The 17,017-nt window shown below is 55.0% G+C and carries 23 protein-coding genes; 18 read left to right on the plus strand and 5 right to left on the minus strand.

Annotation, left to right across the window (positions count from 1 at the left end):
* Positions 1-212: 212 nt before the first annotated feature.
* From GURA_RS24180 to GURA_RS06900, 14 genes are all read left to right on the plus strand, one after another.
* Positions 213-386, plus strand: a complete 174-nt coding sequence (locus GURA_RS24180) for a hypothetical protein (protein WP_157046145.1) — start codon at positions 213-215, stop codon at positions 384-386.
* A gap of 87 nt (positions 387-473) precedes the next feature.
* On the plus strand, positions 474-2,393 hold the full coding sequence (locus GURA_RS06845) for an asparagine synthase-related protein (RefSeq protein ID WP_011938264.1): 1,920 nt from the start codon (positions 474-476) through the stop codon (positions 2,391-2,393).
* 299 nt (positions 2,394-2,692) lie between these two features.
* Positions 2,693-3,217 carry a GNAT family N-acetyltransferase gene (locus GURA_RS06850; protein ID WP_198134534.1) on the plus strand — a complete coding sequence of 175 codons (525 nt, stop codon included), beginning with the start codon at positions 2,693-2,695 and terminating at the stop codon, positions 3,215-3,217.
* An 8-nt stretch (positions 3,218-3,225) separates the two neighbouring features.
* Positions 3,226-3,354, plus strand: coding sequence for a DUF6916 family protein (locus GURA_RS25280; protein WP_407639341.1), 129 nt, complete (start codon positions 3,226-3,228; stop codon positions 3,352-3,354).
* Positions 3,355-3,469: 115 nt separating this feature from the next.
* Complete coding sequence (locus GURA_RS06855; RefSeq protein WP_041245318.1) at positions 3,470-4,012, plus strand: phage tail protein; 543 nt, start codon at positions 3,470-3,472, stop codon at positions 4,010-4,012.
* 16 nt (positions 4,013-4,028) lie between these two features.
* Entirely contained in the window at positions 4,029-4,574 is a 546-nt protein-coding gene (locus GURA_RS06860) for a phage tail protein (protein WP_011938267.1), read from the plus strand.
* Between the two features lie 17 nt (positions 4,575-4,591).
* Positions 4,592-5,125, plus strand: coding sequence for a phage tail protein (locus tag GURA_RS06865; RefSeq protein WP_011938268.1), 534 nt, complete (start codon positions 4,592-4,594; stop codon positions 5,123-5,125).
* A gap of 389 nt (positions 5,126-5,514) precedes the next feature.
* Positions 5,515-7,416 (plus strand): asparagine synthetase B family protein, encoded by a 1,902-nt coding sequence (locus tag GURA_RS06870; protein ID WP_157046146.1) that lies wholly within the window; start codon positions 5,515-5,517, stop codon positions 7,414-7,416.
* 70 nt (positions 7,417-7,486) lie between these two features.
* On the plus strand, positions 7,487-8,212 hold the full coding sequence (locus GURA_RS22705) for a hypothetical protein (RefSeq protein ID WP_157046147.1): 726 nt from the start codon (positions 7,487-7,489) through the stop codon (positions 8,210-8,212).
* Positions 8,209-9,117, plus strand: coding sequence for a hypothetical protein (locus tag GURA_RS06880; protein ID WP_011938271.1), 909 nt, complete (start codon positions 8,209-8,211; stop codon positions 9,115-9,117). Before GURA_RS22705 ends, GURA_RS06880 begins: the two co-directional genes overlap by 4 nt.
* Positions 9,110-9,979, plus strand: coding sequence for a sulfotransferase domain-containing protein (locus GURA_RS06885; protein ID WP_011938272.1), 870 nt, complete (start codon positions 9,110-9,112; stop codon positions 9,977-9,979). The genes GURA_RS06880 and GURA_RS06885 overlap by 8 nt, the downstream gene beginning before the upstream one ends.
* Positions 9,969-10,265 (plus strand): PqqD family protein, encoded by a 297-nt coding sequence (locus GURA_RS06890; RefSeq protein WP_011938273.1) that lies wholly within the window; start codon positions 9,969-9,971, stop codon positions 10,263-10,265. The genes GURA_RS06885 and GURA_RS06890 overlap by 11 nt, the downstream gene beginning before the upstream one ends.
* Complete coding sequence (locus GURA_RS06895; RefSeq protein WP_011938274.1) at positions 10,237-10,701, plus strand: lasso peptide biosynthesis B2 protein; 465 nt, start codon at positions 10,237-10,239, stop codon at positions 10,699-10,701. Before GURA_RS06890 ends, GURA_RS06895 begins: the two co-directional genes overlap by 29 nt.
* A 43-nt stretch (positions 10,702-10,744) precedes the next feature.
* Positions 10,745-11,182 (plus strand): hypothetical protein, encoded by a 438-nt coding sequence (locus GURA_RS06900; RefSeq protein ID WP_011938275.1) that lies wholly within the window; start codon positions 10,745-10,747, stop codon positions 11,180-11,182.
* Positions 11,183-11,244: 62 nt separating this feature from the next.
* On the opposite strand, the gene GURA_RS06905 is transcribed toward GURA_RS06900, so the two are convergent.
* Positions 11,245-11,529 carry a helix-turn-helix domain-containing protein gene (locus GURA_RS06905; protein WP_011938276.1) on the minus strand — a complete coding sequence of 95 codons (285 nt, stop codon included), beginning with the start codon at positions 11,527-11,529 and terminating at the stop codon, positions 11,245-11,247.
* A gap of 3 nt (positions 11,530-11,532) precedes the next feature.
* The gene (locus tag GURA_RS25285) at positions 11,533-11,847 is read right to left on the minus strand and encodes a type II toxin-antitoxin system RelE/ParE family toxin (protein WP_083764802.1); all 315 of its coding nucleotides are present in this window, start codon (positions 11,845-11,847) and stop codon (positions 11,533-11,535) included.
* 231 nt (positions 11,848-12,078) lie between these two features.
* On the opposite strand from GURA_RS25285, the gene GURA_RS06910 reads away from it, so the two are divergent.
* The 3 genes from GURA_RS06910 (at position 12,079) to GURA_RS06920 (ending at position 12,974) form a co-directional block, all read left to right on the plus strand.
* Entirely contained in the window at positions 12,079-12,402 is a 324-nt protein-coding gene (locus GURA_RS06910; protein WP_011938278.1) for a DUF4258 domain-containing protein, read from the plus strand.
* Positions 12,399-12,629, plus strand: a complete 231-nt coding sequence (locus GURA_RS06915) for a type II toxin-antitoxin system MqsA family antitoxin (RefSeq protein WP_011938279.1) — start codon at positions 12,399-12,401, stop codon at positions 12,627-12,629. The genes GURA_RS06910 and GURA_RS06915 overlap by 4 nt, the downstream gene beginning before the upstream one ends.
* 168 nt (positions 12,630-12,797) lie before the next feature.
* On the plus strand, positions 12,798-12,974 hold the full coding sequence (locus GURA_RS06920; protein ID WP_157046148.1) for a hypothetical protein: 177 nt from the start codon (positions 12,798-12,800) through the stop codon (positions 12,972-12,974).
* A gap of 116 nt (positions 12,975-13,090) precedes the next feature.
* On the opposite strand, the gene GURA_RS06925 is transcribed toward GURA_RS06920, so the two are convergent.
* From GURA_RS06925 to hcp, 3 genes are all read right to left on the minus strand, one after another.
* Positions 13,091-13,231 carry a sigma-70 family RNA polymerase sigma factor gene (locus GURA_RS06925; RefSeq protein WP_198134535.1) on the minus strand — a complete coding sequence of 47 codons (141 nt, stop codon included), beginning with the start codon at positions 13,229-13,231 and terminating at the stop codon, positions 13,091-13,093.
* Between the two features lie 638 nt (positions 13,232-13,869).
* Positions 13,870-14,019: a hypothetical protein gene (locus tag GURA_RS24185; RefSeq protein ID WP_157046149.1), complete on the minus strand. Its 150-nt coding sequence runs from the start codon at positions 14,017-14,019 to the stop codon at positions 13,870-13,872.
* A gap of 450 nt (positions 14,020-14,469) precedes the next feature.
* On the minus strand, positions 14,470-16,119 hold the full coding sequence (gene hcp / locus GURA_RS06935) for a hydroxylamine reductase (RefSeq protein WP_011938282.1): 1,650 nt from the start codon (positions 16,117-16,119) through the stop codon (positions 14,470-14,472).
* A 325-nt stretch (positions 16,120-16,444) separates the two neighbouring features.
* Between hcp and GURA_RS06940 the strand changes: the two genes are divergently transcribed.
* Entirely contained in the window at positions 16,445-17,014 is a 570-nt protein-coding gene (locus GURA_RS06940; RefSeq protein WP_011938283.1) for a class I SAM-dependent methyltransferase, read from the plus strand.
* The last annotated feature ends 3 nt before the right edge of the window (positions 17,015-17,017 follow it).

The following is a 17,017-nucleotide window of genomic DNA, read 5'->3' on the forward strand; positions in this document are numbered from 1 at the left end:
CGCCGTGAGGAGTGAGGAGAAATGGTCATCAAGGGGCAACCAGCGGGTTGCCCTTTTTTTGATTCATTCCCATGTTTTAGAAGTATTTAAATATCTAATGTTAATTGACTATGCCAGTGTTTATGGTATGTGAATTGGTATTAATTTGCAATGATTAAGATGCGCGGTCTAGGGTTGATAAGTCAGGAATAATAGCCAAGGAGGAAAAAACGATGGACAACAAAAAGAGCAAAAGTGCAGCAATCACCGCTGGCACCGGCGAGACTTGGGATACAGGGTCCTGCCGTACATGGAGCAAACCCATAGTCACGCGTATCAACATTAAGAAAACTATGTTGTCAACTGGCAGTGTTAATGATGGCGATGGAAGTACCAATGAAGGGTAACACACACGTATGTCGGCCACCAGGAGTCTTGCCCGAGAACGCGGGCAGCAAATACTTAAAAAGACATATTGTGCCCCAGGAGTATAAATGAGCTGTATCTTCGGTTTTTTACGGCGTGATGGTGCTTCAATCGCACCGCTTACCATGGAGACCATGCGGCGTCACATGGCTGAATGGGGGCCGGACGGCGGTGACGTGTTGCTGGACGGTCCTGCGGCGATGGGACAGATGCGTCTGTTCAGCACGCCTGAGGCGACGTATGAGAAGATGCCGCTCATTGATGCGGCAGAGGGCTTCATCTTTACCGCGGCCGGACGCGTGGACAACCGGCAAGAGTTGATCGCGGATTGCGGATTGCGGATTGCCGAATATGAAAAATGCGGAATCCCGGATGGTGAAGTGATCCTTCAGGCCTATCGCAAATGGGGCGAGGATTGCCCGAAGCGCATTTACGGAGACTGGTCTTTCGCCGTATGGCATCCCCGTGAACGCAGGCTTTTTCTCGCCCGCGACCACTATGGCAACACATCGCTTTATTATTATGCAGACCGGCATGTGTTTGCCTTTGCTTCTGACCGCAAAGCATTGCTCGCACTGGACCTTGTGCCCAAAGAGATGGACGAACTCTACCTTGCACAGGTGCTGGTTTCGTGGCCTGCTTATCACGGAGAGCGCACCATCCACACGCCTGTTAAGCGCCTGCCGCCTGCGCATTGCCTGACAGTTTCGCATGAACGCCTCGATGTGCGCCGGTATTGGCGATTGGAAGAGACTCCCGAACTGCGCCTGCCACGGCGTAATGATTATGTAGAGGCATTTCGCGATCTGTTCGATGAGGCGGTACGCTGCAGACTGAGGGTTGCAAACGGCGGCAACACACAAGGAAATGGGGCCGGGCAAATTGCCGTAACACTCAGCGGGGGGCTGGATTCCGGGTCGGTTACTGCCACGGCGGCGCATTTCCTGCGTAACGAAGGTAGACGCCTGACAGCTTTTACTTCTGTGCCGCTTTCGGATACAAGCGCCTATGTAAAAAAGAACTTTGGCGATGAGTTTCCCTTTGCCCGGTCTACCGCGCAATTCGCCGGGAATGTAGATCATCTGCCCATCACCGCGGCAGCAATTACGCCCATACAGGCAATTCGTCGGATGCTTCGGATTCACGGCGAGCCGGCGCACGCCGCTGGAAATTTTTTCTGGATGCTGGAGCTGGAAGAGACTGCACGTGCCTGTGGCTGCCGTGCCCTGCTCACCGGTCAGGTGGGTAACGGTGGCATCTCATGGACAGGTGATGTGTTCTCACAGCCGCTCGCATTGCAGTTACGCCATTATGGCTGGAGGAAATGGACAAAGGAAAGCGCAAAGCGGATTGCATCCCCTGTCTTGCTGAAGGCATACCGCCGCGCGCGAATGCCGAAGGATTATTCATGGTGCCAATCATCCGCCATCCATCCTGATTTTGCTCGCCGCTTGAACCTGCTGGAACAACGATTGAACGACCCTGCCGAGCATCCGCGCAGTCCGCAAGAAAAGCGTTTTCAGATTCTCCAGCCCGGCTGCTCCTTTGTCGGTGCGCTGCATGCCCAAATGGGGGCAGCTCACGGGCTGGAAATACGCGACCCTACTGCAGATGCACGTGTCCTCGCCTTCACGCTCTCGGTGCCCGACTACATCTTCATGGACCCGACGACGGGGCTGGATCGTTGGCTCATCCGCGAGGCCATGAAGGGCCGTCTGCCGGACGAGGTGCGTTTAAATCGCGAGAGGGGTCGTCAGGCGGGCGACCTTGTCCCTCGGCTTCGCGCCTGCGCCGACGAGGTAGAAACCGCCCTGGACGAGTTGGCCGTGGGGCCTGCGGCCGCCTATCTAAATGTGCCTTATATGCGCGAGGTGTGGGCAATGGTCCGCACCGATGACACTCCGGAAGCTTTTCGCAAGTCGGTAACCATTCTCACCAGAGGCATCATGGCCGGATTGTGGGTGAATGGGTTCTACAATGTAACCTGAAATTGAGATGAGTGAAAACATTACTTGCAGACGGTGGATAGTGAAGAGGAAAAGTCATCAAGGGCAACCAGCGGGTTGCCCTTTTTTTGAATTCGTTCTCATGTTTAAGAAGCGTTTAAATAGAAAATAATAATTGACAGTGTCCTGGTTTGTGGTATTTAGATTTAACATTAATTTGCAATAATTGTTAAACTTTATTTTTTGGTAAAGCATACCTGGTATGTCAACCAATCTCAGGCGTTCTTCAGCGATTCAGAAGCATCTGTCGCTCTCATGTGATTTGGTACGATATGTTGGACATGTCGAACGTCTGGATTCCCATGGAAAACCATAACACCGCCACGAAAAGGAGCGAAACTATCCATTTCCGCCCCATTACTGATGAGGATATGGAATTCCTGTACCGTCTGTACGCCTCCACGCGGCTCACGGAGATGGCCGTTACGGGATGGAACGAAACTCAGATCGAGGCTTTCCTGAGGATGCAGTTCAGGCTTCAGCACATGCAGTATATGCAGAACTATCCCGGTGCATCTTTCAATATCGTTTTCATTGACGGCACGCCCGCCGGAAGGCTGTATGTGGACCGCAAAGAGGACAGGATGCTGGTCATCGACATCTCGCTGTTGCCTGACTTCAAGGGAAAAGGCGCGGGGGGAAGAATTTTGCGGGCACTGGTCGAAGAGGCCGATGCCAAGGGGCTTGTCATGAGTCTGCACGTGGAGAGAAGCAACCCGATTCTGCAGTTCTATAAAGCGCTCGGTTTTAGGGAACTGGAGTTGAGAGGCATGTACTACTACATGGAGAGAGAACTGTTAAATTGAGGAAAAAGATGGGTGAAGGTTACCGGCTGTCACACCCAGACATTGGGGATTTCGTTCTTTTCCTCGGACCGGTGGATATCAAAGGGAGAGACGGGATGTATTACGAAGCGGTTTTTAACCGTCTGACGTCACGCTAGAGAAAGGAGGTCAGGGGGGGCACGTGGGAAATGAGTACCTATGTGCGTACTCCATGGTTTGCTTCACCTTGGTCGGCAGCGCATAACAATCCAGATCAAAAGGAGGAACAAAAGCATGAGCGATCCGTATCTTGGCGAGATCAGGATGTTCGGCGGAGACTATGCGCCGGAGAATTGGCATTTTTGTGACGGCACTCTGCTGCCGATCAGTGGCTACGATGCGCTCTATTCACTCATCGGCACAGCCTACGGCGGTGACGGGATCAACAACTTCGCCCTGCCGGACCTGCGGGGTCGGCTTCCCATCGGCCAGGGACAGGGTACCGATTTGACGAACCACCCGGTCGGAGAGAAAAACGGCACTGAAACGGTAGGGTTAACCCTGGCTCAAACACCGGCACACACTCATACGGTCAACGCTGCCTCGGGAACCGGCACGCAACCGAGCCCTGAAAACGGTGTCTGGGCTTCACTTGCGGCAGTCAACCAATTCATAACCCCCGCCGAGGTAAAATCACCCTCCATTATTCACGACATGAATTCGGCAGCCATAGGGACAGGCTATCAGGCTGGCGGAGCGGCTCACCTCAACATGATGCCCTCTTTCCCGCTGAGCTTTATCATCGCCTTACAGGGCGAATACCCGACAAGAGACTAACATGGAGGAAATACTCATGGCTGAACCTTTCTTAGGAGAAATAAGAATATTCCCGTTTGATTTTGCGCCGCGTGGCTGGGCGCTGTGCAACGGCGCGCTGCTGCCGATCGTTCAGAACCAGGCGCTCTATTCCCTGCTCAATACGACTTTCGGCGGCGACGGCAAAACTAACTTCGGTCTGCCGGATTTGCAGGGACGTGTTCCCATGCCTCCCGGAACCAATCCGGTCTGCGGTAACATAGTCGCAGCCGGAAAAAAAGATGGCTCCGAAACGGTAACCCTCACGACCTCTCAAATCCCGCCGCATACCCATTCGGCTTTGGCAAACAGTATCAATGCCGACTTTGCGTCGCCCGTCACCCTCGCGGCCGGCAATATCTGGGCAAAAGCCGATGACCCCAGCTCAAATCCGGTCAATGCATATGAGTCCGGCGCGAATGCAGTCATGGACCAGAGCGCACTTTCGACTGCGGGTGGCGGCGGAGCCCATAACAACATGCAGCCGTATCAGGTGGTAAACTATTGCATCGCCCTTATGGGTTTATATCCGACGCGGCCCTAGGAAAGGAGGATTGATACATGGCTATTCCATTTATAGGTGAAATAAGGACTTTCGCGGGGAATTTTGCGCCCTATGGCTGGTTTTATTGTCAAGGCCAACGGTTGAGCATTACCGAGTTTCAGGCCCTCTATGCGGTGATTGGTGCCACGTACGGCGGAGATGGCAGTACCTATTTCAACCTGCCGAATCTGCAGGCGTACGCCCCCATGGGGCAAGGCGCCGGCACCGGCTTGACGCCGCGTACGCTCGGTCATGCCTGTGGCGTGCCGGCTACAACTCTGATCGACAACCAGATGCCCCCCCACACCCACGCGGCACAAGGGACCAACGCAACAGGTACCAGCAATAATCCCGCAAATCGAATCTGGGCCAAGGTTATATCGACACCTCAAATTCAACCGTATGGCAAGACGGTAGCCAGTACGCCGGTTGCCATGAAAGCCGATGCCCTTGCTTCCGCAGGTGGTGGATCTACTCACAGCAACATGCAACCTTACCAGGGGATCAACTTTATTATGGCCTGGCAGGGTGATTTCCCAGTCAGGCAGTAAGCGTCAGGTATCGTTGTTCGGTGACATAACTTGTGTTGCCCCCTCTTCCGCGACGGGAAAAGGGGGCGTTGCAACCTGCCGAAGCCACGCGACGCCCACTAAACAGTAAAGCTCAGTATTCCAACAACGGAGGGAACAACAATGGATCGTGATAAACAGTCCTGTCCAGACAGCAGCGTTATCAGCGGAGAATCAGTCGCAGCATCCACCCGCAGCGCATGGAGTGCCCCGACTATTACGCGGATTGAGATCAAGCGGACCATGGCCGGAGCTTCGGTAGCTTTGGATTCAAGTTTATTCACCACTCACTGATCTGATTATTTGTAGCCCCGAAAACAGTTCATAATTTGAGAAAATGTCCTGCAGATATGGTGGACGACCGGAAACGGATGAGTGGAATTTTTGGCATATTTAATCGTAATGGCGATCCGGTTGCATCACATACGCTGGAGACGATGCAGTGCGTCATGGCTGAATGGGGACCGGACGGCGGTGACATACTGCTGGATGGGGCCGTCGGTTTCGGACAGATGCGCCATTTTACTACTCCGGAAGCGCAATTTGAACTGATGCCGGTTAAATCCCGCGAATCGTTTTCATCCTGGAATGACGGACGGAAGTTTGCGTTTACTGCCGCAGGACGTCTGGACAACAGGGAAGAACTCATCGGACGACTTTCAGCCAGCGATCGGCACACAGCAATTCCCGACAGCGAACTCATGCTACGCGCCTATCAGGAGTGGGGAGAAAACTGCCCGGCGCGTCTGTTCGGCGACTGGGCCTTTGCCGTATGGCACCCGGAAGAAAAGCAGCTGTTTCTCGCGCGGGACCACCATGGACACACCGCGCTCTATTACTACGTCGATCCCCGCTTCTTTGTGTTCGCTTCTTCGCGCCAGGCACTGCTCGCTCTGCATCTGGCGCCGATGGAAATGGATGAACTCTACCTGGCCCAGGTACTGGTTTCATCGCCTGCCTATCACGGCGAGCGCACTATCTATAAACCGGTAAAACGTCTCCCCCCAGCCCACTCTCTTACGGTAACCCCTGACCATATGTCTACCCACCGCTACTGGCGTCTGGAAGATACGGCGGAACTGCATTTGCCGCGAAGGGAAGATTATGTAGCGGCTTTTACGGAACTGTTCGATGAGGCAGTGCGGTGCCGCCTTCGTTCGGACAGAAAGATCGCCGTCTCCCTGAGCGGTGGGCTGGATTCCGGATCGGTTGCCGCAACTGCGGCGAAATTTCTGAAAAGGGATGACAAGCGCCTATCCGCATTTTCCTCCGCACCATTATCGGATACCGGCATGTATGTGGGAAAACGCTTCGGTGACGAATTTTCTTTCGCGCAGAAGACCGCCGACCATTGCGGCAATATTGACCTGTATAAAATTACTGCCGACACAATCTCGCCTATCCAGGCAATTCGCGCGATGTTGACGGTCAATAACGAACCCGCCCATGCCGCCGGAAATTTCTTCTGGCTTCAAGCTATCCGTCAGGCCGCCCGCTCCCACGGAAGCCGCGTACTCCTGACCGGGCAGATGGGAAACGCCGGGATCTCGTGGACCGGCTCGGTTTTTTCTCAACCGGCGGCCTTCCAGCGACGACATTTGGGCTGGCAGCGCTGGGCGAAAGAACTGGCAAAACAGTATACGCCCTCTTCATTGTTGAATGCCTACCGGCAGTTGCGAAAACCACCTCCTGCACTGGGAAGCTTTTCCGCTTTGCACCCTGATCTGGCGCGCAGACTGAACCAGGCAGAACGCATGATGAGCGATACCGTGCACCATCCGCGTACCCCCTTGGAACAGCGCTGTCATATTATTATGCCAGGACGTTCCCATGGCGGATTTCGCCATGCCGAGAACGGTGTTGTTTACGGTCTTGAGATCCGCGACCCCACCGCCGATGTCCGTGTGCTGGCCTTTACCCTGTCCGTGCCCGACCATATCTTCATGGACCCGAAGACAGGACTGGACCGTTGGCTCATCCGCGAGGCGATGAAAGAATGCCTGCCGGATGAAGTGCGCCTGAATCGCCGGAGAGGGCGTCAGGCGGGTGACATTGTCCCACGTCTGCGCGCCTGTGCCGCCGAGGTCGAAACCGCCCTGGACGAACTGGCCTGTGGGCCTGCTGCCGCCTTTGTTAATGTGCCCTATATGCGCGAAGTGTGGGCGATGGTCCTTACAAAAGACACCCCGGATACGTTCCTTCTGTCATTAACCGTCCTCACCAGGGGAATCATGGCCGGGTTGTGGGTGAACGGGTTCTACCATGTTTCCTGATTTCCTAGCCGACGTCTTTATCAATTACTCCGCTGTCCCTCCGTATCTTGATGGCGCACGATCCCGCGGCGTGCTCTGGCAGGCCGCGCCTGGTCGTTTTCTGCTCGACCTGCCCGATGTGGCACGTTTTCTGGTGGAGTCCGGAACAAAGGTAACTATCGATCCGTCGCCAACGGCTGAAGAAGCGGATCTGCGCCGTTTTGCGCGGATGGCCCCGCTGGCGGCGCTCTGTTATCAGCGGAGCATGCTGGCTCTTCACGCTGCCGCCGTGGTCGGTCCAAGCGGTGCGATCCTGATCGCCGGGGATTCCGGAGCGGGCAAATCGACCCTTCTGGCAGCTATGCTGAAACGGGAGTGGAGCTTTCTTGCCGACGACCTGGCGGCGGTGTCTTTGGCTGAAAACGGACTGTCGATGGTATATCCGGCCTTTCCGGAACTGGCTCTCTGGTCCGACGCCAGGGGAAAACTGGCGTTTGACGATAGCGACACCGGCAGACATCTCCTGCCCCGGGTAGAGAGCTTCGGCACCACGCCACAACCGCTGCGCGCACTCTTCCGCCTTGCCGTCCATAAGGGCGAGATTGAACTGGCCGACGTCACCGGGACAAGACTCTTCGACACCCTCACCACGCTCTCGTACAACAGCCGGATTGCCGATGCCCTGTTGGAGCGCGCCGCCTTCATGCGCCAGGCTAGCGCCATCGCCCGGACGGTTCCGGTGCGCACCCTGCGAAGACCGCGTGATCGCTGGTGTGCGGGTGAGCTGGCCGATCTGCTGGAGGAATCCTATTCATGACATATGCCTACTCATTCCACGGACTGACCCTTTCCCTCCCCTTTCCCTGCCCGTTCCTGCCGCGCGTCGAGACCGTTTCCGCACCGGATGTGACGGTGGTCTACGGTCCGGTGGCCAGGGAACTGGAACACGCCATGGCAACTGATGACAGTTGGGCAGCGGGGTATTGCTGGCAGGCAGCTCCGGGGCGCTACCTTCTCAAAGGGGGGATGAAGTCCGGGCGCTTTCTGGTGGAAGGCGGCACTAGCATTACCCTTCAGCGCAACGAGAATGCCGAAGATAAACGTATTCTGTTTCATCTTCTACATCCGGTAACCGCCGCCCTGTTCTGTCAGCGGGGCCTTTTGGCGTTGCACGCCAGCACGGCACACACACCGGCGGGAACCATTGCCCTGTGCGGCAGGTCACAGGCGGGCAAATCCACTACCCTTGCGGCCCTGCTCCAGAAAAAAGGGTGCGCCATGGTCTCCGACGATATTACCATTGTGCGCTGTGCGGCGCATGACCGCGTTGAAGTCGTGGCCGGTTCGAGCGTTATGCACCTGTGGGACGACGCGGCGTACGGCATAGGTCTTGATATATCGGGCTGCGACCGCCACCCGGTGAGACGCGGCAAAGCGGCCCTGACCGCGCCGAGCATGCCATCTTCGGGGGCGACGCTGCTCCGGAAGCTCTGTATCCTGGAACCCGGTACGGGAAAAATTGTCGGCGTATCGAGGGTGACAGGCGCTGACAAACTCGATGCCCTCTTGGAGTGCGTGTACGGTCCGCTTTTTCAGGAAGAGCACCCCGGGTTGTTCCCCCTCTTTTCCGCCACCGCCGAACAGGCGGACATATTCCGCATCCGCCGCCCCGAAAGCCGCTGGAGTCTGGACGATGTGGTTTCGGTGATACTCGATGCGTAAGATTATCTGGCTGGCATCATACCCGAAATCTGGCAACACCTGGATGCGCGTACTGCTGACCAACTACCTGCGCAACAGCGCCACACCCGTTGATATCAACAAGCTGGAAGGCGGTCCCATTGCCAGCGCACGCCTCTGGTTCGACGAATGGGTCGGCGTCGAGGCTGCGGAACTGGACGATAACGTCATAGAACGTCTGCGCCCCGGCGTCTATCGCTGCATGGCGGGCGAAACCCACGACACGTTGTACATGAAAGTTCACGATGCCTGGGGGCGCACTGACCGGGGGGAAGCGCTCTTTCCGGCGGATGTCACCGCCGGGGTGGTCTATATCGTGCGCAACCCGCTGGATATGGCCATGTCATGCGCCCATCACTGGGGGGTAGACATTGATACGGCGGCGGAAAGCATGTGCGACCCGACGTTTGCCACCTCCCGTTCGCTTGGCGGACTGTCGGACCAGTTGCGCCAGAGCATGCTCTCTTGGAGCGGCCATGTGCAAAGCTGGCTGGATGAATCGGGGCTGCCGGTGCATGTGGTGCGTTATGAAGACCTGCTTGCCGCTCCGGCGGCAACGTTCGGCGGGGTTGTCCGTTTCTGCGGTCTCCCTTTTGACGCTGCCCGGGTTGGCAAGGCGGTCGCCTTTTCCGATTTCTCCGAATTGCAGCGGCAGGAACGGGAAAAAGGGTTTCGCGAACGGTCGCTACGGGCTCCCGGCTCGTTTTTTCGTCGTGGACAGGCGGGCGCATGGCGCGAAGAACTGCCGCCTGAACTGGTCAACCGTCTGATCGCGGCCCATGGAGAGATGATGAAGAGGTTCGGATATACAACTCATCAAGGAGGGAATGACAATGTCGATTGATATGGAGAGCCTCATCGTACGCAACAACGAGATGATGTCCAGCGCCATGGATCGGGAGCTTGTGATCCTGAACATGGCAAAGGGCAACTACATCGGCCTTGACGAGATCGGCCGTCGCATATGGGAGCTGTTGGAAACGCCCCTTGGTGCGGAAGAACTGTGCGGGTTGTTGGGCCGGGAGTTCGACGCTTCCCCGGAGCAGATCACGGCGGACGTCCTGCCTTTCCTGGTCGAATTGGAAAGCGAGGGGATGGTGCATGATGTTACGGGCGGACGATCTGCGTAAGCTGTTCAGCCTTACCCTGGCGGAGGTTTGCCTGCTGCTGGAGGCCGCTTTCTGGCTCGGTATCTGCCGGCTGGCAATACCGCTTTTGCCCTTCCGCTGGATTGCGCCGTATCTGGGGACCCACATGGCCGAGTCCGCCAGTGTGCTTGATCCGCACGGCCGTGAGGTGCCCCTTGCCGTATCCAGGGCGATAGTCCGGGCGGCCTGGCGGCTCCCCTGGGATTGCAAATGCCTGGCCCAGGCCATGACGGGTAAGGCTATGCTCAAACGGCGGGGGGTGCCGAGCACGCTTTACCTGGGGGTTGCCAAGGACAAGGAGCAGCTTGCCGCCCATGCCTGGCTGCGGTGCGGCGATATAATCCTGACCGGGGGGCAGGGAAAAGAGCGGTTTACGGTCGTATCATCCTTCGGGGACGACATCCGGTCACGCGGATAGGCGCAGCCGGCCTCAGCGATGACAGAAATATAAGGAAAATGAAATGGCAACATGGTTTTGGTATGCAATAGCGGCAGCTATTCTTTACGGGTTGCACCAGGTCTTCACGAAGCTCGCTGCAGACAACATCTCCGATGGCCTTGGCGGCTTGGTGGTGGAAGCCGCTGCAGCTGTTACCATCGCAATATACCTTGTGTTTCTCTGGCTGACCAACAGTTGGACACAGAAAGCTACAGCCACAGGAATATGGTACTCGATACTCACGGGAATCAGTGTTGGCGCAGGCACGGTCATGTTTTTCCTTCTCTTTCAAAAAGGCGGCCCGCTCTCAGCTGTTCCCATGGTGCTGGCGGGAGGCGCCGCACTCATGGCCGTTAGCGGCATCCTTTTTTTTAAAGAGCCTGCATCTTGGCCAAGGCTCCTCGGAATTGCGTTTTCAATCGCCGGGCTTTTTTTATTGAGGTATTCGCCTGAAAAATGATGAAGTCCGAAGTGATACCCTTTCGAGGGAGCGTTAAGCGGGCTACGACAATTGCGGTTCCGTCAAGCAGCCAAATCGAGCCTTACCTTGCGGCCGGCGCGGGCTTCCAGAGTAATCAGCATTTCCAGGCTAAATCTGTCCCACTTTCCCCGCATCAAGTCCGATACGCGCGACTGCCCGACACCAAGGCGCTGTGCGGCTTCCATCTGGGTCATGCCGCTCGAACGAATAAACTCGCGCAGATCGGTCATTAGCTCTGCACGCATCTGAAGAATCGCCGCCTCCGCAGGGTCGAATCCCAGATCAACAAAAACGTTGCCACTCGATTCAGTGATTGGCTCTTTCATTACTCAATCTCCTATTTGACAATAACGGCGCCGGGCAATTTCGATATCTTCATGTCGTGTTTTTTGAGTCTTCTTATGAAAGGCATGGAGAACATAAACGGCATCCGCGAACTTGGCGACATACAGCACACGCCATTCACCCAACACGCGAATACGTATCTCCCGTACCCCAGGTCCCACCGCATTCATCGGTTTCCAATCGGAAGGGTCCATCCCTCGCTGGATCGCGTGTAGCTCAAAGCCGGTCTGACGCCGAACTTCGGCTGGAAAATCGCGCAGGTCATCAAGAGAGGATCCGATAAACTTGAGGGGTTTTATAGAAGAATTATATAAGTTTTTAGATAAATTATCAAGAAACTTTGATAATGGTAAAAAGGGCTTTCAGGTCGCATGGGTGGGGCATAGGCAGGAGGTAGAGACTGAAAGTTTAGAGATCACGGGCGAGAGTTAACAAATCAACAACGTTATATCTTCCCTCTCTTGAACCGGCATTTTGTATTTGCACAATTTATCTTGACAGCTCAGGGACAAAAGATATAGTCAACTCATATGCCGCTTAACATTGAGATAATCGGCTCACTTGCAGCAGGCGACCAAATAGCGTTGAAGCGCCATTCAATCGTGCGTATGCGCCAACGTCGGATATCTGCCGACGAAGTGAAAGAAGCGCTTCTCTCCTGCAGGCTGATTGAGGATTATCCAACTGATCGCCCCTTGCCCAGCGGGCTGGTCCTTGGCTATACTGCCAACGATAGGGTCATTCATGTAGTTGTTGCCATAGATGAAGATGAACCAATGCTCTGGGTGATTACCGTGTACGAGCCGACCATTGACGAGTGGGAGGAAGGTTTTGACCGAAGGAGAACAGTATGAAATGCCCGTTATGTAGAGGAAAGATGGTCCCGGGAAAGACCAATCTGCCGTTCAGCCTCGAAGGTGGTAATGTCATTGTGGTCATCAACGTCCCTGCGCTGGTCTGTGAGCAGTGTGGCGATGATTTCGTCGAGATCGACGTGGTAAGGAAGGTCGAAAAGATCGTTGACCGTATTGAGCACGACGGCATCAGCATGGGCATGGTCGAATATGACAGGGCGGCTTGAGGCAAGCTGAGGCAGTACCCATTCCCTTCATTCTGGTGTATGACAAGGGGAATAACTTCTAGCAGATAGGATCTTAATTGAGAAAAGGGGACAGAAAAATAAATCTGTCCCCTTTTTTGCTCCGTCAATGCCGCGTCCGATATTGTCCTGACGATGATTACCTCACAGGTGGCAAACAAAGAAGCCTATTACCAGGCCAATCCCCGCGCCGCTGGCTGCCTCGTGCGGGTCAACAACGGAGATTTTGCCTTTCTCAACCGCGACAGCGTCATTGACTGCAATAACGCGGAACTTCTTCCCAAAGCCGATTTGTTGAAAAAGTTCGATCCCGCCCATGGCTTTTAACATGAAAGTCCCGACCATACCAGAGCATGTCAAGCAGCAGATCATCCGGGCTATTAACGGTAGCCCGCTGGTCAAACCCTATATCAAGAAATTGCTTCCGGTTGTGCCGTAACGGCTTATTCTTCTCCCCACACGCAAGACGATACGCGCGACTGCCCGACACCAAGGCGCTGTGCGGCTTCCATCTGGGTCATGCCGCTCGAACGGATAAACTCTTTCTTCCCGGCAAGAGCTTTCCATCGGTGGAGAACCGGCATGTGGCACCTTCAGTCTGATTTTATGGGGTGGGATATGAGTCCAGCGGCTTGCGGGGGTGGAAATATCCTTTGATACAATTGAGATTGCGAATGCAAATCTGGATGTGGTTCTTTTCCCGGAACCCGGCATTGGGATATAGTTCCTTACCTTCCCAGAACACCCCTCGAACCGTGTCAAACGCCTTTTTTCCCATATCCGCATAAAGGGTATGGGTTGCCTCCACTACGGCACAGTCCAAACGACGGATGAGAACATCCTCTTCCTCTCCCAGAGGTCTGGAGTTTTGAGGCAAAGGTACGCCTGAAAGTTTATGGGATTGCAACAGCATGTCGTAGTTTGCTTTAAGGGTCTGCAGGGATTGGGTTTCCAGCAGGTTGAAGCAATTACCGAGGTCAATGACCGCTCCGATGACTGCCTCATTCTTTATCTTCGCTTTCCCATGAACAGGATTCTTCTTCAGATGGCGAGCATATTGGAGAGCGCGGTCCGGGTTGTTTTCCCAGAAGTAGATGCCATTGCCGAGCCAGAGTCATAGTCATTTTCGCTATGCTTCTGATGATCGTTGCCGGAATGGAGAATTTTCTCAGCCACATCTCGGTCACAGCCGTGGAAGCCAAGAACAAAATACGGTAGGGTTTTATACATCCTGGCGGTAAGGTTTGGTTAGTTTGCCGTCAGGGGTGCTGATGCCTGCTTTGATGAGGAATTCTTTGGCTCGTTCGGGAGTAAGCTGTTTGGTAAACGCCTTGATGTCTGCGATGACTTTTTTTGCTTCACGAGTTGTCATGGTGTTATATCCCCCTGTCGATTTTTTAATAATACACAGTTCTGCAGGAGACTTCAATCATATCTGTCTGGAATTTTGATAATGGCAAAAAGGGTTTTCAGGCGCATGGGTGGGGCATAGGCAGGAGGTAGAGACTGCAATTTTAGAGATCGTGGGCGGGAGTCAACAAATCAACAACGTCCCTTTATCTTCCCAATCAACAACGTCCCTTTATCTTCCCCCGTTGATGGAGGGCTCGTCCTAGACTTTCGTTCTAATGCGGGGGGGGGTAGAACTCAGAGTCATGGTCGACTTCATGGACGAAAAGCCGAACCCGTAGAATTGACCAGAACTTCATTTGGCCATCCCTGGACCGTTGGCGATGCCAGGCAAATTTGTAGTGAAGGCATAAAAAAGGCGCGGAGTCGAAACTCCACGCCTTTCTTTTTCACATCATGACTTCCAGTCGTTTTATGCGCCCAGCGCTGCCTTCAGGTCCGCATCTGCCGTGGTGATCTGGCCGATGTTGAAGTTTTCCACCAGGAAGTTGAGGACGTTCGGTGTCAGGTACGCCGGCAGGGCCGGTCCGAGCTTGATGTTCTTGATCCCCAGGTGGAGGAGCGAGAGCAGGATCACATGGGCCTTCTGCTCATACCAGGAGAGGATGAAGGAGAGCGGCAGGTCGTTGACTCCGCAGTTGAAGGCGCCTGCCAGGGCCAGGGCGATCTGGACCGCCGAGTAGGCGTCGTTGCACTGCCCCACGTCGAGGAGGCGCGGGATGCCGCCGATGTCGCCGAACTCCAGCTTGTTGAAGCGGTACTTGCCGCAGGCGAGCGTCAGGATGACGCAGTCTTTGGGCACTATCTCGGCCAGTTCCGTGAAGTAGTTGCGCCCCGGTTTGGCGCCGTCGCAGCCGCCGATGAGGAAGAAATGCTTGATGGCGCCGCTCTTGACCCCTTCGATGACCTTGTCTGCCACCCCCAGGACCGCATTGTGGCCGAAGCCGGTGAGGATCTCCTTGCCCGGTGCATCGGGCAGGTCGGGGCACTCAAGGGCCTTGTTGATGACCTCGGAGAAGTTCCAGCCGGTCATGTGCTTGATGCCGGGCCAGCCGACCATGCCCCAGGTGAAGAGCCGGTCTTTGTAGGAGTCGGCCGGGCGCTGGATGCAGTTGGTGTTGAAGATGATGGCGCCGGGGAAGTCCGGGAATTCCTTGTGCTGATCCTGCCAGGCGCCGCCGAAGTTGCCGTAGAGGTGCGAATACTTCTTGAGGCCGGGATAGCCGTGGGCCGGCAGCATTTCGCCGTGGGTGTAGACGTCAATTCCCTTGCCTTCGGTCTGCTTGAGGAGCTCCTCGATCATGCGCAGGTCGTGGCCGGAGACGAGGATCCCCTTGTTCTTTCTGGTGCCGAGCTGGACCTTGGTCGGGACCGGCTGCCCGTAGTGGTCGATATGTCCCTGGTTGAGCATCCCCATCACCTTGATGTTCATCTTGCCGCATTCCATGGAGAGGCCGACAAAGTCCATCAGGCCTTTGGTTGGGTCGGTGGTGGCGGCGAGGGCCTTGTGGAAGAAGGCGAAGACTTCTTCGTCGGTCTTGCCGAGGATGAAGGCGTGGTCGGCATAGGCAGCCATCCCCTTGAGGCCGTAAATGAGCACCTCGATGGCGGAACGGATATCCGGGTCGGTGTGGTGGGTGTTGATGCCGTGGGCCTCTCCCTGCTTGACCAGGCCGACAAGATCATTGGCGATCACCCAGGCGGCGGGCCCGTCAGAGATCTGCGGGGCGTGATTGCCGGTCTTTTCCCGATAGGCGGTCTCATACAGTGCCTTGATCTTCTCCTTGTTGTCGAAGCACTTGCGGAGCTTGGCGGCGATGCTGACCGGGTCGAAGTCCACGTTGGTGACGGTGGTGAAGAGCCCTTCGAACATGAAAAGGTCGATGGTCTCGTCCCTGGCGCCGAATTCGCGGGCCTTGTCGGCATAGATGGCGAGTCCTTTCAGACCGTAGATCATCAAGTCCTGCAGGGCGGCAACCTCGGGATTTTTACCGCAAACCCCCATGATATCACAGCCGGTACCCTTGGCAGCCTGTTCACACTGGTTACAAAACATTGACATGGTTACTCCTCCTTTTTTACGGGACAAACTCCCTGTGTAGGCTTTAATATCTGATAAGTATAGCCTGTCTCCGGCGTATTTCAATCTTGTCCGGAATGGACCTTCTTCCAATTCCAAATCAAGGCGCTATCTTCGTTGGCTCGTCTTCGGCTCCTCAACGTACTATCTGTACGCCTTCATCACCTCACTCCTCGCCGCCTTGATTTCATCCTTGATTTGAAATTGAAATTACTCCCTATTTGCAGGATACTCTTTGACCTTGGTCAAGTTTTGGCGGAAAATGTAATGATGCGGTATTGACGGAGAAATCGGCAAGGGGTAGGGTATGGGTGACGAGCGGCTCAAATGGGATGAACGTTATAGCGGTGAGGAATACCTGCTGGGAGTTGAGCCATCGAGCTTTCTGACGGAGAAGATCGGTTTGATCAAATCTCTCTGCCCGGGGAGGCGGGCGCTTGATATTGCCTGCGGTGAAGGGAGGAACAGCATTTTTCTGGCGCAGGCCGGTTTTGCGGTTACGGGCCTGGATATTTCCCGGAAAGGGCTCGACAAAGCCATAAGACGTATGAACGAAGAGGGTGTGCAGGTTGATTTTCAGCTAGCAGACCTTGAGTCCTATGAGTTTTTCGAGACATATGACCTGATCATCAACTTCAACTTTCTGCTCCGCGAACTGATCCCGAAGCTGGTTTTCGCCCTCAATCCAGGAGGGGTAATCGTATTCGATACGATCCTCGATGCCCCCACGCTTCAAGGGATGCACAACAGGAGATTCTTATTGCTGCCTGGCGAGTTGAGGGCGATTTTTGAAGGGTTTGCGGGTAAGATCCTATATTATGAAGAAAAGCCTCTGGATATGACTCCAACAGCGAAGTTGATATTTCAAAAAGTATAATGC

This window comes from Geotalea uraniireducens Rf4, assembly GCF_000016745.1.
GTDB classification, from domain to species: domain Bacteria; phylum Desulfobacterota; class Desulfuromonadia; order Geobacterales; family Geobacteraceae; genus Geotalea; species Geotalea uraniireducens.